General features: G+C 67.9%; 14 protein-coding genes and 1 riboswitch. Of the genes, 6 read left to right on the top strand and 8 right to left on the bottom strand.

What is annotated here, in order from left to right; translation table 11 throughout:
* Positions 1-109 precede the first annotated feature (109 nt).
* From ACWGCN_RS35030 to glpK (ACWGCN_RS35020), 3 genes are all read right to left on the bottom strand, one after another.
* Entirely contained in the window at positions 110-859 is a 750-nt protein-coding gene (locus tag ACWGCN_RS35030; protein WP_452460316.1) for an SDR family oxidoreductase, read from the bottom strand.
* A gap of 179 nt (positions 860-1,038) precedes the next feature.
* The gene (glpD, locus tag ACWGCN_RS35025) at positions 1,039-2,718 is read right to left on the bottom strand and encodes a glycerol-3-phosphate dehydrogenase (RefSeq protein ID WP_452460315.1); all 1,680 of its coding nucleotides are present in this window, start codon (positions 2,716-2,718) and stop codon (positions 1,039-1,041) included.
* Between the two features lie 33 nt (positions 2,719-2,751).
* A complete protein-coding gene (glpK, locus tag ACWGCN_RS35020) occupies positions 2,752-4,254 on the bottom strand; it encodes a glycerol kinase GlpK (RefSeq protein WP_452460314.1) in 1,503 nt (500 codons plus the stop codon).
* Between the two features lie 133 nt (positions 4,255-4,387).
* On the opposite strand from glpK (ACWGCN_RS35020), the gene ACWGCN_RS35015 reads away from it, so the two are divergent.
* Both ACWGCN_RS35015 and glpK (ACWGCN_RS35010) read left to right on the top strand, forming a co-directional pair.
* A complete protein-coding gene (locus ACWGCN_RS35015; RefSeq protein WP_452460313.1) occupies positions 4,388-5,140 on the top strand; it encodes an IclR family transcriptional regulator in 753 nt (250 codons plus the stop codon).
* Positions 5,141-5,231: 91 nt separating this feature from the next.
* Positions 5,232-6,728 (top strand): glycerol kinase GlpK, encoded by a 1,497-nt coding sequence (glpK, locus tag ACWGCN_RS35010; RefSeq protein WP_452460312.1) that lies wholly within the window; start codon positions 5,232-5,234, stop codon positions 6,726-6,728.
* 28 nt (positions 6,729-6,756) lie between these two features.
* On the opposite strand, the gene ACWGCN_RS35005 is transcribed toward glpK (ACWGCN_RS35010), so the two are convergent.
* The 4 genes from ACWGCN_RS35005 to ACWGCN_RS34990 form a co-directional block, all read right to left on the bottom strand.
* The gene (locus tag ACWGCN_RS35005) at positions 6,757-7,041 is read right to left on the bottom strand and encodes a hypothetical protein (RefSeq protein WP_452460311.1); all 285 of its coding nucleotides are present in this window, start codon (positions 7,039-7,041) and stop codon (positions 6,757-6,759) included.
* A gap of 41 nt (positions 7,042-7,082) precedes the next feature.
* Positions 7,083-8,231, bottom strand: a complete 1,149-nt coding sequence (locus ACWGCN_RS35000) for an MFS transporter (RefSeq protein WP_452460317.1) — start codon at positions 8,229-8,231, stop codon at positions 7,083-7,085.
* 231 nt (positions 8,232-8,462) lie between these two features.
* Positions 8,463-9,680 carry an NADP-dependent isocitrate dehydrogenase gene (locus ACWGCN_RS34995; protein ID WP_067447965.1) on the bottom strand — a complete coding sequence of 406 codons (1,218 nt, stop codon included), beginning with the start codon at positions 9,678-9,680 and terminating at the stop codon, positions 8,463-8,465.
* A gap of 286 nt (positions 9,681-9,966) precedes the next feature.
* Positions 9,967-11,460 carry an MFS transporter gene (locus ACWGCN_RS34990; protein ID WP_378996972.1) on the bottom strand — a complete coding sequence of 498 codons (1,494 nt, stop codon included), beginning with the start codon at positions 11,458-11,460 and terminating at the stop codon, positions 9,967-9,969.
* A gap of 134 nt (positions 11,461-11,594) precedes the next feature.
* Between ACWGCN_RS34990 and ACWGCN_RS34985 the strand changes: the two genes are divergently transcribed.
* From ACWGCN_RS34985 to metX, 3 genes are all read left to right on the top strand, one after another.
* Positions 11,595-12,317, top strand: coding sequence for a TetR family transcriptional regulator (locus ACWGCN_RS34985; RefSeq protein WP_452460459.1), 723 nt, complete (start codon positions 11,595-11,597; stop codon positions 12,315-12,317).
* 64 nt (positions 12,318-12,381) lie between these two features.
* Positions 12,382-12,492: riboswitch (SAM riboswitch) on the top strand.
* 82 nt (positions 12,493-12,574) lie between these two features.
* Positions 12,575-13,891 (top strand): bifunctional o-acetylhomoserine/o-acetylserine sulfhydrylase, encoded by a 1,317-nt coding sequence (locus ACWGCN_RS34980; RefSeq protein ID WP_452460458.1) that lies wholly within the window; start codon positions 12,575-12,577, stop codon positions 13,889-13,891.
* Entirely contained in the window at positions 13,888-15,033 is a 1,146-nt protein-coding gene (metX, locus tag ACWGCN_RS34975; RefSeq protein WP_378996978.1) for a homoserine O-acetyltransferase MetX, read from the top strand. Before ACWGCN_RS34980 ends, metX begins: the two co-directional genes overlap by 4 nt.
* 4 nt (positions 15,034-15,037) lie before the next feature.
* On the opposite strand, the gene ACWGCN_RS34970 is transcribed toward metX, so the two are convergent.
* The gene (locus ACWGCN_RS34970) at positions 15,038-15,673 is read right to left on the bottom strand and encodes a TetR/AcrR family transcriptional regulator (RefSeq protein WP_452460496.1); all 636 of its coding nucleotides are present in this window, start codon (positions 15,671-15,673) and stop codon (positions 15,038-15,040) included.
* A gap of 140 nt (positions 15,674-15,813) precedes the next feature.
* Here ACWGCN_RS34970 and ACWGCN_RS34965 point away from each other — a divergent pair, with 140 nt between their 5' ends.
* Positions 15,814-16,761 (top strand): oxygenase MpaB family protein, encoded by a 948-nt coding sequence (locus tag ACWGCN_RS34965; protein ID WP_452460495.1) that lies wholly within the window; start codon positions 15,814-15,816, stop codon positions 16,759-16,761.
* Positions 16,762-16,776: the final 15 nt, after the last annotated feature.

Here is a 16,776-nt window from a genome sequence, read left to right as displayed (position 1 = left end):
CCGTTGCTTGCTCCTTCGTCGCCTACGCAACGGCACCTGATCGACGGGACGGCCGCGAACCGCCGCTGCGCGGCGGCCCCTCCTCGAGGTCGGGGGTGCGGGGCTGGTTTCAGATCAATCTTCGGACAACCGGTAGCGGCAGGACGCGCAGCGCGAAGCCCAGTGGCACCCATGGCCAGCCGGGCACATAGGCGTTGGCCCGGCGCTTCTCGATCGCGGCGACCATGGCGTGCACGCCGGTTTCGGTGTCCACCATGAACTTCGGCTGATGCTTGACGCGATCGTTCATCTCCGAGCGGATGTAGCCGGGGTAGATCACCGAGACGTCCACGCCCGCAATCGCCTCCGCGCGAACCCCTTCGGCCATCGCCGCGACGCCCGCTTTGGTCGCCGCGTAGGTGGTGAGCGTCTTGGGCATGCCGCGCAGGCCCGAGATCGAGGAGATCATCACCAGGTGGCCGCGGCCCTGCGCGCGAAAGATCTTCAGCGCCGCCTCGCTCTGGGCCAGGGCGGCAAGGAAATTCACCACCGCGGTCTCGCGATTGGCCTTGTGATGGCCGGTGCCCAACGGCGCGCCCTTACCCAGTCCCGCGTTGACGATCACACGGTCGACGGTGCCGAATTCCTCGGCGAACTCGTCGAAGGCGGTGAACACCGCCGCATCGTCGGTGACATCGAGTTGCTTCACCGAGACGACCCGTTCGGGATGGTCGGCGAGGATCTGCGTGCGCAGTTCGTCGAGACGCTCGGTCCGGCGAGCACACAGGCCGAGGTCGTACCCGAGCGCGGCGAACTGGCGCGCCATCTCGGCGCCGAGCCCGGAGCTGGCGCCGGTGATCAGGATGGTGCCCCGGCTCACGACAGCGCCGGGGTTCGTCGGGGGGTGATTCGCGATTCCATGTGCCCACGCTAGCCACCACGCGGCACGGAGGTCGAGGATCGGCGACTACGTTCGCCTGGCCGATGCGCCACAGCACCGCGATGACCCACTCCTTCGCGTGTGCGCGGGCTGCGATGCCGCGGTGCTGTCGGCGGAGTTCAGCGGGCTGCGACCAGTCTGGCGGCGTTGGCGGCGGCGTCGTCGCCCGCTTCGTTGGCGGCCAGCTCCGCGTGGACCCGGTCGTAGTAGCGGTTGATCTCGGCGTTGGTGGTCTCCTCGTTCCAGCCGAGCAGCGGTGCGATCAGGCGGGCGACTTCCGGTGCGGCGGCCAAGCCGCGATCGGGGACCTCGATCGAGATGCGGGTGCGGCGGGTGAGGATGTCGTCGAGGTGCAGGGCGCCCTCGTGGGTGACGGCGTAGACGATCTCGGCGGCGATGTAGTCCGAAGCGCCCGGAAGCGGGTGGCGCAGGGCGGGATCCGCGGCGATGAGACCGAAGATATCGGTGCTCAGGGAGCCGTAGCGGCCGAGCAGGTGTTGCACCACGTCGACGGGCAACCGCTGTGACACCGACAGGTCGGTCACCTCGGCGAGCATGTCGAAGTAGCCCGCCGCGCCGACGATGGGCAACTGCGCGGTCGCCGAGGCGGGGATCTCCCCGCCCAGGCGCGCGGCGGCGGCGTCGACGACATCGGCGGCCATCACCCGGTAGGTCGTGTACTTGCCGCCCGCGATCACGAACAGGCCCGGCGCGGGTTCGGCGACGGCGTGTTCGCGCGAGAGCTTGGCGGTCTCCTTCGTGGCGCCGGTCATCAGCGGGCGAAGGCCCGCGTAGGTGCCGACGATGTCGGCCCTGGTCAGCGGCTCCCGCAGCAGCGCGTTGACGTGGTCGAGGATGTACTGCACGTCGGCGGCGGTGGCCGTCGGGTGGTTCTTGTCCAGCGCCCATTCGGTGTCGGTGGTGCCGATGATCCAGTGTTCGGCCCACGGGATGACGAACAGGACCGACTTCTCGGTGCGCATGATCATGCCGGTGTGCAGGTTCAGCCGGTCGCGCGGCACGAGGATGTGCACGCCCTTCGACATCTGGACGTGGAACGGGAAGTCCACGCCGGTCATCTTGATCATGTCGTCGGTCCAGACGCCGGTCGCGCTGATCACGGTGCGGGCCCGAATGGTGTGTGTCAGACCGGTTTCCAGGTCTTCGACACGCGCGCCGACGACCTTCTCGCCGTCGCGTTCCAGCCCGATCACCTTGGTCCGGGTCAGCACCGTGGCGCCGTTCTCGGCGGCGGTCCTGGCGATCATCATCGTGTGGCGGGCGTCGTCGACCTGCGCGTCGTAGTAGCGGATGGCGCCGGTGAGCGCGTCGTCACGTAGCGCGGGCGCGAGTTCCAGTGCGCCGGAGCGGGTCAGGTGCTTGTGCATCGGGACCGTGCGCGCGCCACCGAGGGTGTCGTAGAGGGCGATACCGGCGCCGATGTAGGCGCGCTCCCACACCCGGTGCTGGAGCGGGAACAGGAACGGCACCGGGTGCACCAGGTGCGGTGCGAGCGTATTCAGCAGTAGCCCACGTTCTTTGAGCGCCTCGCGCACCAACGCGAAATCCATCTGTTCCAGGTAGCGCAGGCCGCCGTGGATGAGCTTGGACGAACGGCTCGAGGTGCCTGCGGCGAAATCGCGTGCCTCGACCAGGGTTACCGACAGGCCGCGCGAGGCGGCGTCGAGCGCGGCGCCGGCGCCGGTCACGCCACCACCGATGACCAGGACATCGACCTCGGCGGTGTCGAGCGTGCCGACAGCCTGCTCACGGTAGGTGGGGTCCAGTTGCACAGACACGATGATCTCCTTCTCGAAAGTATCCGGGGTGACTCAGATTTCGGCCCAGTCGAGCGTGCGCTCGACGGCTTTGAGCCAGCGGCGGTAGCCGTGTTCGCGTTGCTCCGCGGACCAGGTGGGGTACCAGCGGACGTCTTCGGACCAGTTGTCGAGCAGTTCGCCGGTGCCGCTCCAGAAACCGACGGCCAGTCCGGCGGCGTAGGCGGCGCCGAGCGCGGTGGTCTCGGCGACGACCGGTCGCGAGACCGGGACGCCGAGCAGGTCGGCCTGGATCTGCATGGCCAGCTGGTTCACGGTGACGCCGCCGTCCACCCGCAGCGTCGCCAGTCGGACCCCGGCGTCGCGCTGCATGGCCTCGACCACGTCGCGGGTCTGGTAGGCGATGGATTCCAGGGTGGCCCTGGCCAAGTGGGCGTTGTTGCTGTAGCGCGAGAGCCCGACGACCGCGCCGCGCGCATCGGGTCGCCAGTACGGCGCGAACAGACCGGAGAAGGCAGGCACGAAGTACACGCCGCCGGAGTCGGCCACCTGCCCGGCGAGGTCTTCGATCTGCGCCGCGCCCGCGATGATGCCCATCTGGTCGCGCAACCACTGCACGGCCGACCCGGTGACCGCGATCGACCCCTCCAGCGCGTAGGCGGGCTTGTCGTCGCCGAACTGATACGCGACCGTGGTGATCAAGCCGTGGTTCGAGCGCACGATCTCCGTGCCGGTGTTGAGCATCAGGAAATTGCCTGTGCCATAGGTGTTCTTGGCCTCGCCGGGCTGGAAACACACCTGCCCGACACCCGCGGCCTGCTGATCGCCGAGCACGCCCGCGATGGGCACCGAGCCTTTGAACGGGCCGTCGGGCTTCGTCGTCCCGAACAGTCGCGGATTCGCCGACGGCGCGATGGCGGGCAGCATGGCGCGCGGGATGCCGAAGATCGCGAGGAGGTCGTCGGCCCAGTCGAGGGTTTCGAGATCCATCAGCATGGTGCGCGAGGCATTGGTGGGGTCGGTGACGTGCACGCCGCCGGTGAGGTTCCAGATCAGCCAGCTGTCGAGGGTGCCGAACAGGGCGTCGCCACGCTCGGCATCGGCGCGCACGCCCGCGATGTTGTCCAGGATCCACTTCAGCTTGCCGCCGGAGAAGTACGGCGCGGGCGGCAGGCCGGTCTTCTCGCGGATGAGCGCGCTGTGCCCGGCGGCGTCGAGGTCGGCGATGATGCGGTCGGTGCGGGTGTCCTGCCAGACGATGGCGTTGCCGTAGGGGCGGCCGGTGTGGCGGTTCCAGACAACGGTGGTCTCACGCTGGTTGGTGACGCCGATGGCGGCGAGGTCGTCGGCCGTGAGATCGGCGAGCGAGAGGGCGGTCTTGACGACGGTGCGGGTGCGTTCCCAGATCTCGTCCGGATTGTGTTCGACCCAGCCGGGGCGCGGCATGATCTGCGAGTGTTCGAGCTGGTGGCGGGCGACCACGGTGCCCCTGTGGTCGAAAACCATGAATCGCGTCGACGTCGTGCCCTGGTCGATCGCGCCCACGTACCGGTTCATTTTCTCGCCTTCCCGGACCTCGTCGTCGAGTCCGCCGTTCGGGCACCTGTGCCCGAAGCCCACGCTAGGAACGCGCGGACGCGGGCACCACAAGCACCGTTCGACAATGCTGAACGGTGGTAGGTTCGGGCCCATGCCCGGCCCGATCCAGTCGATCGAACGCGCCGCCGCCGTGCTGCGGCTGCTGGCGCGCGGACCGGGGCCGCTGGGTGTCGGTGAGATCGCGGCCGCGCTCGACCTGGCCAAACCCACCGCGCACGGCATCCTGCGGACGCTGCTCGGGGTCGGATTCGTCGGCCAGGACGCGCTCACCGGCAAGTACCTGCTCGGCCCCGCGATCGGCGAACTCGGAACCGATCGGCTCGACGTGAACGAGTTGCGCTCGCGGGCGATCCATCGGGCCGACGCCCTCGCCTCGCGCTCCGGGGAATCGGTACGGATCGCGGTAGCGCGGGATACCGGGATCACGGTGATCCACCACGTCTTCCGGCCCGACAACAGCGAGCAGGCCCTGGCAGTCGGCGAGGTACTGCCCGCCCATGCGACCGCACTCGGCAAGGTCCTGCTCGCCTACGACGCCGCGGCGAAAGCCGGTGCGCTCCAGGCATTCACCCGGCGGACGATCACCGAACGCGACCGACTCGACCGCGCGATCACCGAGGTGCGACGGCGGGGCTGGGCAGACGAAGTCGAGGAGTACCGCTCGGGCGAAGCGGGGATCGCCGCGCCGATTCGAGCCAGAGGTGGCCTCGTCGTCGCTGCCATCGGCATCACCGGGCCGATGGATCGGCTGTGCGACAACCGTTTACAAACCCGACAGGCCGCGATCGAGCAGGTGCGCGCCGCCGCTCTCGCGGTGCACCGCGATCTGACGGCAGCGCAATGAACTGTGCCACCACGCTTTTCACTGCGACCGTCCCCTTGAACAGGCGCGCCGCTACCGTGACACCCCTCACCGCCGACGAAAGCAGCTGCCGATGACGCAACGCTTCGTGCTCGCCATCGATCAGGGCACCACCTCGAGCCGGTGCATCGTCTTCGATCAGCACGCCCGGCTGGCCGGAATGGCGCAGCGGACCCACCGTCAGCATTATCCCAGGTCGGGCTGGGTGGAACAGGACGCGCTCGAGATCTGGCGCACGGTGGAGCGGATCGTGCCCGCGGCGCTGCGCGATGCCGGAATCACCGTCGAGCAGGTGGCCGCGATCGGGATCGCCAATCAGCGCGAGACCACCGTTGTCTGGGATCGGCACACCGGTTTGCCGGTTCGGCTTGCCATCGTCTGGCAGGACGTACGCACCGAAGAGCTGGTCGATCAGATGAGGGAATCGCCTGGAGCACACCGCATTACCGAGTTGAGCGGGCTTCCCCTTGCCACGTATTTCGCCGCACCTCGCCTGCGCTGGCTACTCGACAATGTCGACGGTCTGCGCGCCAGAGGCGAACGCGGCGACGTTCTCTTCGGGACCATGGAGTCCTGGCTCATCTGGAATCTGACCGGCGGCGCCGAGCACGTCACCGACGTCACCAACGCCGGCCGCACCCTGTTGATGAATCTCGCCACCCGCCAGTGGGACGCGGAACTGTTGCGGTTCTTCGGCATTCCAGCCGCCATGCTTCCCCGCATCGAACCGTCGACCGGCGATTTCGGCACCGCGAGTACCGTCGTCCCCGGCGTGCGGATCGGCGCCGCCCTCGGCGACCAGCACGCGGCCCTGTTCGGCCAAACCTGCTTCGCCCCGGGCGAAACCGAATGCACCTACGGCACCGGCGGCTTCCTCATGATGAACACCGGCACCGAACTGATCCGCTCCCGGCACGGCCTGCTCACCACCATCGGCTACCAGGTCGGCTCCGAACCGGTCTACGCCCTCGAAGGGCCGATCGCGGTCACCGGATCTCTCGTCCAGTGGCTGCGCGATATCGTCGGCCTGATCGCCACCGCACCCGAGATCGAAACTCTCGCAAGCACAGTCGACGACAACGGCGGCTGCTACCTGGTTCCCGCCTTCTCCGGCCTCTACGCCCCGCACTGGCGCAGCGACGCCCGAGGCCTGCTCATCGGCCTGACCTCCTACGTCACCAAGGGCCACCTGGCCCGCGCCGTCCTGGAGGCCACCGCCTGGCAGACCCGCGACGTGGTCGAAGCCATGAACGCCGACGCGGGTCTCCAGGCGAAGTCCCTGCGGGTAGCAGGCGGCATGGCCTCCAACAACCTGCTCATGCAGATCATCGCCGACGTCCTCGACACGCCGGTCATGCGCCCGCTGGTCACCGAAACAGTCTCCCTCGGCGCCGCCTACGCGGCGGGCCTGGCCGTCGGCTACTGGCCCGATCTCCAAGGCCTACGCCGCAATTGGAAGGTCGCCGCCCAATGGATACCGTCGCCGGACCGTCGAATACGCGAGGAAGAATACGAACGCTGGCAACGAGCCGTCCAACTCAGCGTCGGCTGGGCGCGGCCCGCCGACTGAACCGCCGAGGTAGAGACAACTCGCTGCGTCAGCCGAAGAGTTCGTCGGTACGAGTGGCGGTGACCGCCTGCGTCAACCACGCGTCGAGCTGGTCGAGGTCGGTACACGCGGCGAGCTGCGCCCGCTGCGCGGCGGACAGCTCGAGCCCGCGGGCAGTCAGCACGGTGAGCACCGCGTGCGCAGCAGTCTCGGCGACCTTCGCGTCCACCTCCGCGAGCCCCTCCTCGCGCCCCTTCGCCATGTACTTGGTAGCGATGCGGCCGCGATATTGAGGCGTGCTCTCCATCAGTTCCTCCAAGCGTTGGCTCAGCATGTGGGGCACTGTATGCCGAGGTACGCAAGGGCCCCAATCAGTTACAGCGTGTTATGCGCCGACCGGCGTTGCAGGAAAACCGTGAGGGTGAACAGGAGGACACCGGCGACGGCCAGGAGCGCGCCGACCATGGCGGGGGCGGTGTAGCCGAGGCCCGCGGCGATGACGAGGCCGCCGAGCCAGGCGCCCGCAGCGTTGGCCATGTTCAAGGCGGCGTGATTGAGGGCGGCGGCGAGGGTTTGGGCGTCGGCGGCTACGTCCATGAGGCGGGTTTGGAGGCCGGGGGCCAGGGCCGCGCCCGAGGCGCCGACGAGGAAGGCGCCGATCGCGGCGGTGACGGGGTTGTGCGCCGCCAGGACGAACCCGGCCAGGATCACGACCATCGCGATCATGGCCACGAAGATCGAGCGGTCGACGCCGCGGTCGGCGAGGATGCCGCCGCCGATATTGCCCACGATCATGCCGAGACCGAACAGCGCCAGCACGATCGGCACCGCGCCGATGGGCATGCCCGCGACATCGGTCATCGTGGTGGCGATGTAGGTGTAGACCGCGAACATGCCGCCGAAGCCGATCGCGCCCACGGCCAGGGTGAGCAGCACCTGCGGGCGTCGCAGCGCCCCGAGTTCGGTTATCGGGTTGGTGATCTTCATGCTGGTCAGCGCGGGGACATAGCGCCACAGAGCGGCCACCGTGGCCACGCCGATCACGGCGACGACCACATAGGCGTCACGCCAGCCCAGGTGCTGACCGAGCCAGGTCGCGCCGGGCACCCCGATCACATTCGCCACGCTGAGCCCGAGCATCACCGCGGCCACGGCCTTGGCTCGCTGCCCCACGGGCGCGAGCGTGGCGGCGGCCAGCGAGGCGACGCCGAAGTACGCGCCGTGCGGCAGACCGGACACGAACCGCGCGAGCACGAGCGTGCCGAAGGTCGGCGCGAGCACGGTCCCGATATTGCCGAGCGTGAACGCGACCATCAACACGATCAGCAACTTCTTGCGCGCCACCCGCGCGCACAACGCGGCGATCAGCGGCGCACCGACCACGACCCCCAGCGCGTACGCCGACACCGCGTGCCCGGCCGACGGCTCGGAGATATCGAAGGCCCGCGCGATATCGGGCAGCAACCCCATGGTCACGAACTCGGTGGTCCCGATCCCGAATCCACCCAGCGCCAACGCGAGCATCGCCGGGACGTGCCAGCTGGTGCGTGGCACGTCGAGGCGATCGGGGGCTGCGATGGAAGAAGTCACGCTTCCATGCAACGGGCACGACGACCCATTAGCTACCCGAAACGAGCGTGAGTTACCCCACCGTGGGAACAACCGCCGAGTACGGACGCAAAAGCGCTCGCATCGGATTCGATGCGAGCGCTTTCTCACAGCCGTGCAGGTTCGCGGTTGCGAACCGGGGCTATCTCACTTCAGAGCGCGAGCCAGGTTGACGTCCAGCGCGCCGAGGAATTCCTCGGTGCTCAGGTAACCCTGGTCGCCGCCGACGAGCGCGGCGAGGTCCTTCGTCATCTGACCACCCTCGACGGTCTTGATGACCACGTCCTCGAGCGCCTGCGCGAAGCCGATCACCTCGGGGGTGTTGTCCAGCTTGCCGCGGTGTTCGAGGCCACGGGTCCAGGCGAAGATCGACGCGATCGGGTTGGTCGAGGTGGGCTTGCCCTGCTGGTGCTGACGGTAGTGCCGGGTGACCGTGCCGTGCGCGGCCTCGGCCTCACAGGTCTTGCCGTCCGGGGTGAGCAGCACCGAGGTCATCAGGCCGAGCGAGCCGAAGCCCTGGGCCACGGTGTCGGACTGCACGTCGCCGTCGTAGTTCTTGCAGGCCCAGACGTAGCCGCCCTCCCATTTCATGGAGGAGGCGACCATGTCGTCGATCAGGCGGTGCTCGTAGGTGAGGCCCGCCGCGTCGAACTCGGCCTTGAACTCGGCGTCGAAGACTTCCTGGAAGGTGTCTTTGAACATGCCGTCGTAAGCCTTGAGGATGGTGTTCTTCGTGGAGAGGTACACCGGGTAGTTCTGCTGCAGGCCGTAGTTGAACGAGGCCCGCGCGAAGTCCTCGATGGACTTCTTGAAGTTGTACATACCCATGACGACGCCGCCGTCTTCGGGCATCTTCACGACCTCGTGGATGATCGGCTCGCTGCCGTCTTCCGGGGTGAAGGTCAGCGTGACGGTGCCCGCCTCGTAGACCTTGAAGTCGGTGGCGCGGTACTGGTCGCCGAAGGCGTGACGGCCGATGATGATCGGCTTGGTCCAGCCGGGCACCAGCCGGGGCACGTTGGAGATGATGATCGGCGCGCGGAAGATGGTGCCACCCAGAATGTTACGGATGGTGCCGTTGGGCGAGCGCCACATCTTCTTGAGGCCGAACTCTTTCACCCGCGCTTCGTCGGGGGTGATGGTGGCGCATTTCACGCCGACGCCGTACTTCTTGATGGCATTGGCCGCGTCGACGGTGACCTGGTCGTCTGTCTTGTCGCGGTACTCGATGCCGAGGTCGTAGTACTCGAGGTTCACGTCGAGATAGGGATGGATCAGCTTGTCCTTGATGAACTGCCAGATGATCCGGGTCATCTCGTCGCCGTCGAGTTCTACAACGGTGCCTTCAACCTTGATCTTGGACATGGATCTTCGTGTCCTCCTCGGTGGGTGCCCTTATTGCACGGCTAGGCGAACACGCTTGTGAGCGGACCCCAGCAGTTCCAACAGACAACGTATATGCCCCGCGTTGTCTGCGGGACGTGTGGTGCAAACAAGACGAGCGTACTGCTGTCCCCCACCTCACCGCGACGGGAGGCCCCACTGTGCGGGACAACCCTGCCGGCCCGCCTGTTATCACCCGATCGGGCCTTGACCGGCTACTGAGTGGTAACAAGAGGCCCGCGCCGTAGCGCGGGCCTCGTCGAGAAGGTCAGACCGCGACGGGTATCGCGGCCGCGTGTTCGTCGCCTTCGATCAGGTTCTCCGGCTTGTCGCGGATCATCACCGCGATCACCACGGCGGCGGCGAGGAAGAAGCCGGCGCCGATATAGAACGCGACGTCGTAGCTGTAGATCGAGGCGCGTTCGATCAGGTGGTCGACGGTCGGGTTGTCGGTGACGTAGTTCTCGGCGGCCTGCACCGACAGGGTGGTCAGCAGGGCGGTGCCGACGGCGCCGCCGACCTGCTGGGCGGCGTTGAGCAGGGCACTGGCGACACCGGAGTCCTCGGCGTCGACCTGATGCAGGGCCACGGCCTGCATCCCGACGAACAGCGGGCCCATCCCGAGCGCCATCAGCAGCTGCGCGGGCAGCACGCTCAGCGCGTACCCGTCGCCGTAGCTCAGTTGTGCCAGCCACAGCAGTCCCACGACGCCGAGCAGCGCGCCGACCACCATGAGCGGACGCGGCCCGAACTTGGGCATCAGCGAACTGGTGATGCCCGCCGCGATCCCGATGCCCACGGGGAACGGCAGGAACGCGATGCCTGCCTTCAGCGGCGAATAGCCCAGGGTGTTCTGGTAGTAGAAGCTCAGGAACAAGAACATGGCGAACATCGCGATCGGGATCAGCAGCGCGGCCAGCAAGGCGCCGCCGCGATTGATCTCACCCGGAATTCGCAACGGCAGCAGCGGGTTCGCCGAGCGTGCCTCGATGAAGACGAACGCGATGAGCAAGGCGAAGCCGGCCCCGAGCAGGCCGAGGGTGCTGCCCGCCAGCCAACCGTGTTCGGCAGCGCGACTGAATCCGTAGACGATCGACACCAAGCCGAATGTCACGGTGACGGCGCCGGGCAAGTCGTAGCCGCCGGTTCTGGGCACCGGGATATCGCGCGCGATCACCGCCACCGCACCGGCTACCGCGATGAGCGCGATCGGCGTGTTCATCAGCAGCGTCCACCGCCACGACGCGAATTCGGTGAGCGCGCCGCCGACGATCAGCCCGAACGCGATGCCACCGGCGGTGATGCCGGCGAACACCGCGAACGCGCGGGCCCGTTCCTGCACGTCGGTGAAGATCACCGACAACAGCGACAAGGCCGCGGGGGCGAGCAGCGCGGCGAACGCACCCTGCAGACCTCGGCCGACGAACAACTGCGGACCGGTCTGCGCGAGCCCCGCCAGCGCCGACGCGGCGGCGAAGCCGACCAGGCCGACCAGGAAGATCCGGCGCCGGCCCAGGTAGTCGGCCATCCGTCCGCCGAGCAGCAGCAGCCCGCCGAAGATGAGCGTGTACGCGGTGAGCGCCCACTGTTTGTCGCCGTCGCTGATCCCCAGGTCACGCTGGGCATAGGGCAGGGCGATCGTGATCACGGTGGCGTCGAGCACCACCATCAGCTGGGCGGCGGAGAGCACGACCAGCGCCCACCACCGCATCGAACTCTGTTGGGAATCAACATGTTTCGTTTCTATCTCGGTGCTGGTCACCAGGACTCCTCGTCACTCGATCAGTGTGAACCAATCCTGGCACTGTGAGACAATTGGCGTCAAGAGAAAAATGTCTGACTGCGCCAATTGACCTAGTTGGACAGATAAAGCGGCCGACACGGTAGGCTGGTGAAATGCTGGACTCGACCACTCCGATCAGCGCCGACCGGACGACCGAACCGGCTGCCGGCGTGCCGCTGGGCCTGCGCGAGCGCAAGAAACTCCAGACCAAAGCCGCGATCGTGGCGGTCGGACTCGAGCTGTGCGACAGCCAAGGGTTCGACGCGACGACGGTCGAGCAGATCGCCGCGGGTGCCGATGTGTCCCCACGCACCGTCAACCGGTACTTCGCGCTCAAGGAAGACATCGTGCTGGCCCCGATCGACGACTTCGGGGTCTCCGTCGCCGTCGCGCTGCGCTCCCAGCCGAACACCGGCAACGAACTCCAGGCACTGTGCGGCGCCTACCTGGAGGTGGTCCAGGCCGAGGCGGATGCGGACGGCATCCGGTTCATCCGCCAGTTCCTGCAGATGCAGCGGATCATGCGCACCAGCCAGTCGGTCAACGCGCGCGCGCTGGAATACGCGGAGAAGAAGAACGTCGCGGTGTGCACCGAGCTCGCGCAGCGGATGGGCACGTCACCCGAGGACTTCACGGTGAAGCTGGTAGCCGGGATCTGGCAGATGCTGTGCCATCTCTCGGTCGCCGATACCGAGCAGGCACTGCTGAGCGGGTCACCGACGGTAGCTGTTCGGGTCACGCGCGACGCCGTGCTGCGCGCCTACCACGGTTTGCGGCAGGTCTGTGGCGCACCGGTGGACGACACGCCAGGCTTCGGCACACCGTCCGGCGAGTGATCTTCGGCGGGAAATGCGGGGGAAGTTTCCGCCCGCGGGAGATCTCCGGTTAACATGACGGCAAGGTCATGAGTACCAGCGCCAAGCCCCGGCTCGCTGGTCGGCAACCCTCCAGCTGCGGTGGGGTGCTCCGGGTGATGACCGGGCTCTCGAAAGTCGAGAGCAAGCGCGCACTGCAGGAGGCCCCCATGTGTTGTTGCCAGTCGATCCGACCCAGTTGACGAGATCCCCCGGCTGACACCCATTTGGAGCACGACATGACTGACTCTTCCCTGCCCGAGAACTGGTCCTTCGAGACCAAGCAGGTCCACGCGGGCCAGGCCCCCGACGCGAGCACCAACGCGCGGGCGCTGCCGATCTACCAGACCACCTCCTACACCTTCCGCGACACCGATCACGCCGCCGCGCTGTTCGGTCTCGCCGAGCCGGGCAACATCTACACCCGGATCATGAACCCCACCCAGGACGCGGTGGAGCAGCGCGTGGCCGCGCTCGAAGGTGGCGGCGCGGCGCTGCTGCTGGCCTCGGGCCAGGCCGCGGAGACCTACGCGATCCTGAACCTGGCGAGCGCGGGCGACCACATCGTGTCCAGCCCGCACCTCTACGGCGGCACCTACAACCTCTTCCACTACTCGCTGCCCAAGCTGGGAATCACGGTCTCGTTCGTCGAGGATCCCGATGACCTCGCGCAGTGGGAAGCCGCGATCCAGCCGAACACCAAGGCGTTCTACGGCGAGACCATCGCCAACCCGAGCAGCGCGGTGTTCGACATTCCCGGCATCGCCGGTGTCGCGCACGCGAACGGCCTTCCGCTGATCGTGGACAACACCGTCGCGACCCCCTACCTGATCCAGCCGCTGGCCCACGGCGCCGACATCGTCGTGCATTCGGCGACGAAGTACCTGGGTGGGCACGGTGCGGCCGTGGCGGGCGTGATCGTCGACGGCGGCACCTTCGACTGGACGGTGCGCGACGCCGACGGCAACGCGCGCTTCCCCGGCTTCACCGAGCCCGACCCCAGCTACCACGGTGCGGTGTTCGCCGATCTGGGCGCGCCCGCGTTCGCGCTGAAGGCTCGCGTGCAGTTGCTGCGCGATCTGGGTGCCGCGGTCTCGCCGTTCAACGCGTTCCTCATCGCCCAGGGCATCGAGACGCTGAGCCTGCGGGTCGAACGGCATGTCAGCAATGCCGAGGCGGTCGCGAAGTTCGTCGCCGAGCAGCCGGGCGTCGACGCGGTGTTCTACGCGGGCCTCGAGTCCTCGCCCTGGTACGCGCGAGCCAAGGAGCTGGCGCCCAAGGGTGCGGGCGCGATCGTGGCGTTCGAGCTGGCAGGCGGCGTCGACGCGGGCAAGAAGTTCGTGGACGCGCTCAGCCTGCACAGCCATGTAGCTAACATCGGTGATGTGCGTTCACTCGTGATTCACCCGGCGTCGACCACGCACTCGCAGTTGACGCCCGAAGAGCAGCTGGCGGCCGGCGTCACCCCCGGCCTGGTCAGGCTCGCGGTGGGCATCGAGGGAATCGACGACATTCTGGCCGATCTGCGGGCCGGGTTCGCGGCGGCGACGACGTGACTGTGAGCACCGAATCGCCGATCGCCCGACCAGGAACCGGGGTGGCCCTGCTGCCGCCGCCGGACGGGCGCGTCGGCCTGGTCGCCATCGGGGATGTGGCGCTGGAGAACGGCGCCGTCGTCCCCGATGTGCGGCTGGCGGTGCAACGCTGGGGCGAGCTCTCGCCCACCCTGGACAACGTGGTGCTCGTCGAACACGCGCTCACCGGCGACTCCCATGTCGTCGGTGGGCCCGACGGGGCGCCCGGCTGGTGGGAGGGCATGGTCGGGCCCGGCGCGCCGATCGACACCGACGAGTGGTGTGTGATCGCGACCAACGTGCTGGGCGGCTGCAAGGGCAGCACCGGCCCGTCCTCACTCGCCTCCGACGGAAAGCCATGGGGCGCGCGGTTTCCCGAGCTGAACATCCGTGACCAGGTGAAAGCCGAAGCGCAGTTGTTCGAGGTGCTCGGGATCGAGCGGCTCGGCGCTGTCGTCGGCGGCTCGATGGGCGGCATGCGGGTGCTCGAGTGGATCATCGGCCTGCCCGAGCGGGTTTCAGCCGCGCTCGTGCTGGCCGTGGGCGCCCGTGCCACCGCCGACCAGATCGGCACCCAGACCACCCAGATGGCCGTCATCACGGCCGATCCCGACTGGCAGGGCGGCGACTATCACGGCACCGGTCGCGCGCCGATGACCGGCATGGGCCTGGCCCGGCGGATCGCGCACCTGACCTACCGCACCGAGGGCGAACTCGATCACCGCTTCGCCAACAAGGCACAGGGCGACGAGGACCCGTGGACCGGCGGACGGTACGCGGTGCAGAGCTACCTCGAGCACCAGGCCGACAAGCTGTGTTCGCGCTTCGATCCGGCCACCTATGTACTGCTCAGCGAGGCCATGAACCGCCACGACGTGGGGCGCGGGCGCGGCGGCGTCGCCGCCGCGCTGGCCTCCACCGCGGTGCCGTGCGTGGTCGGCGGAGTCGACTCGGATCGCCTGTACCCCCTGCACACCCAGGCCGAGCTGGCCGAAGGACTGCCGGGCTGCGCGGGTCTCGAGATCGTGCACTCCCGCGACGGGCACGACGGGTTCCTCACCGAGGCGGCCGCCGTGTCGAAGCTGCTCACCGAGACGATGCGCTTGGCGCGGGAGAACCGCTGAGCCGTCAGGGTCCGGTCAGCAGAGTGACGATCGAGCGAACGTAGGCCTGAAGTCGTTCGCGCGGATACTCTTCCGGCTCGCCGACCCCCAGTCGACCGAGCACTTCGGCAATGGTGAGGGTCGAGTTCGCGAGTAGTCCGGCATCCATGCCCGACCATCGCGGCAGCACGGAGATACCCATGCGGACAAGCGATTCCGCGCGCTCCAAGATCTCGGCGCGCGAAGCACGAAGCGCCGCGCGATATTCGTCGGGCGCACTCGCCGGGGTGGCGAGGATCAGCCGCCAGCGGGTCGGATTCGCCAGTGCCACACCGACGAACGCTTCGACGGTCGCCGAGGCGGCGGCCAACGGATCGGCGCCGAGCAGGTCTTCGGGCAGCGTGTCGGCGATCTGATCCAGTCCGCGTTCCCGTTCGCGTTCCAGCAGCGCTTCGACGAGTTCGGCGCGGGTCTTGAACACCGTGTACAGCACAGGTTTTCCGACGCCCGCCTCCTGCGCGACGGCCTCCATGCTCAACTCGTGCAGTTCCATCCGGCCCAGGACCGTGAACGCGGCGTCGAGAAGTTGCGCGCGGCGCTGCTCCGGCGGCAGGCGCGGCGCATAGCGGCGTCGAGGTCGCTGCTCCTGCGTCGAGGTCACCGCCCACCTGCCTTTCGCTCGCCGACGATACCCGCCGACCCTGTCGGCACAAATCCTACGCAACCGTTGTATTCACGTCGAGCCATTGCTACGGTGGTGTTGTATTCAACTGTTTCTCGCACTGCAAAGGGGCATGTGCAATGGCTTTCGATGCGTCGACTCTGCGTCGCGACGACTACGGCTTCTTCGGGCCGGATTCCCCCACCTGGAAGGTGTGGGCGGCGCCGACCGCGCTGATCGGATTCCAGCGCGCGGTCACCCTCGAGCACTTCGATCCGTTCCTGACCGCCGCGGTCGCCGATTCACACGGGATCTACGACAATCCCGCCACCCGCCTCGACCACACGCTGTCCTACTTCCTGCTGGTCGCGCTCGGTGACGGCCGCACCGCCACCCAGGCATCCGAACACCTGATGAAGGTGCACGCGCCGATGACGGGCATCGAACCGATCAGCGGCAAGCGCTACAGCGCCAACAACCCCGACTCCCAGCTGTGGATCCATGTCACCGGGTGGCATTCGGTCCTCAAGGCCTTCGAGATGTTCGGACCCGGCCCGCTGAGTCCCGCCGAGGAGGACCGGTACTGGGCCGAATGCGTGATCGCCGCCGAACTGCAGACCTGCAAGCCCGCGGATGTACCGCGCAATCGGGCCGAGGTGCGCGCCTACTTCGAACGCGTCCGGCCGCAGTTGTGCGTCAGCGAGCGGGCCGTGGAGGCGATGCACTTTCTGCTGTGGCCATCGGTGAGCAAAGGCATGACGTTCGCCGCCGGTGGTCGGGTGCTGTCGCTGGCGACGATCTCGACGCTGCCCGCCTGGATGCGCGAGCTCGGCCGATTCGACATGCCCCGCGTTGTCGATGCCTCCGTGCGTGTCCCGGGGAAGGCGATCGTCTGGGCGGCCACACGTCGCGGCAACCGTGGGCTGATCATGGCTGCCCCGTACGTCGCGAAGATGACCGGACAGATCCTGGCTGCCCACGAGCACACCGCGCCACCGCGAACCCGGGCGACGATCAGCCCGGGCGATGCTCGCGCGCTCTACGGCAGCAACGGCACCCGCAGCCTGTGGGACAAGACCTCCGCCTGAACCCTGAACCAGAAC

This window comes from Nocardia sp. NPDC055050 (assembly GCF_053608345.1).
This window is presented reverse-complemented; position numbering and strand designations above follow the sequence as displayed.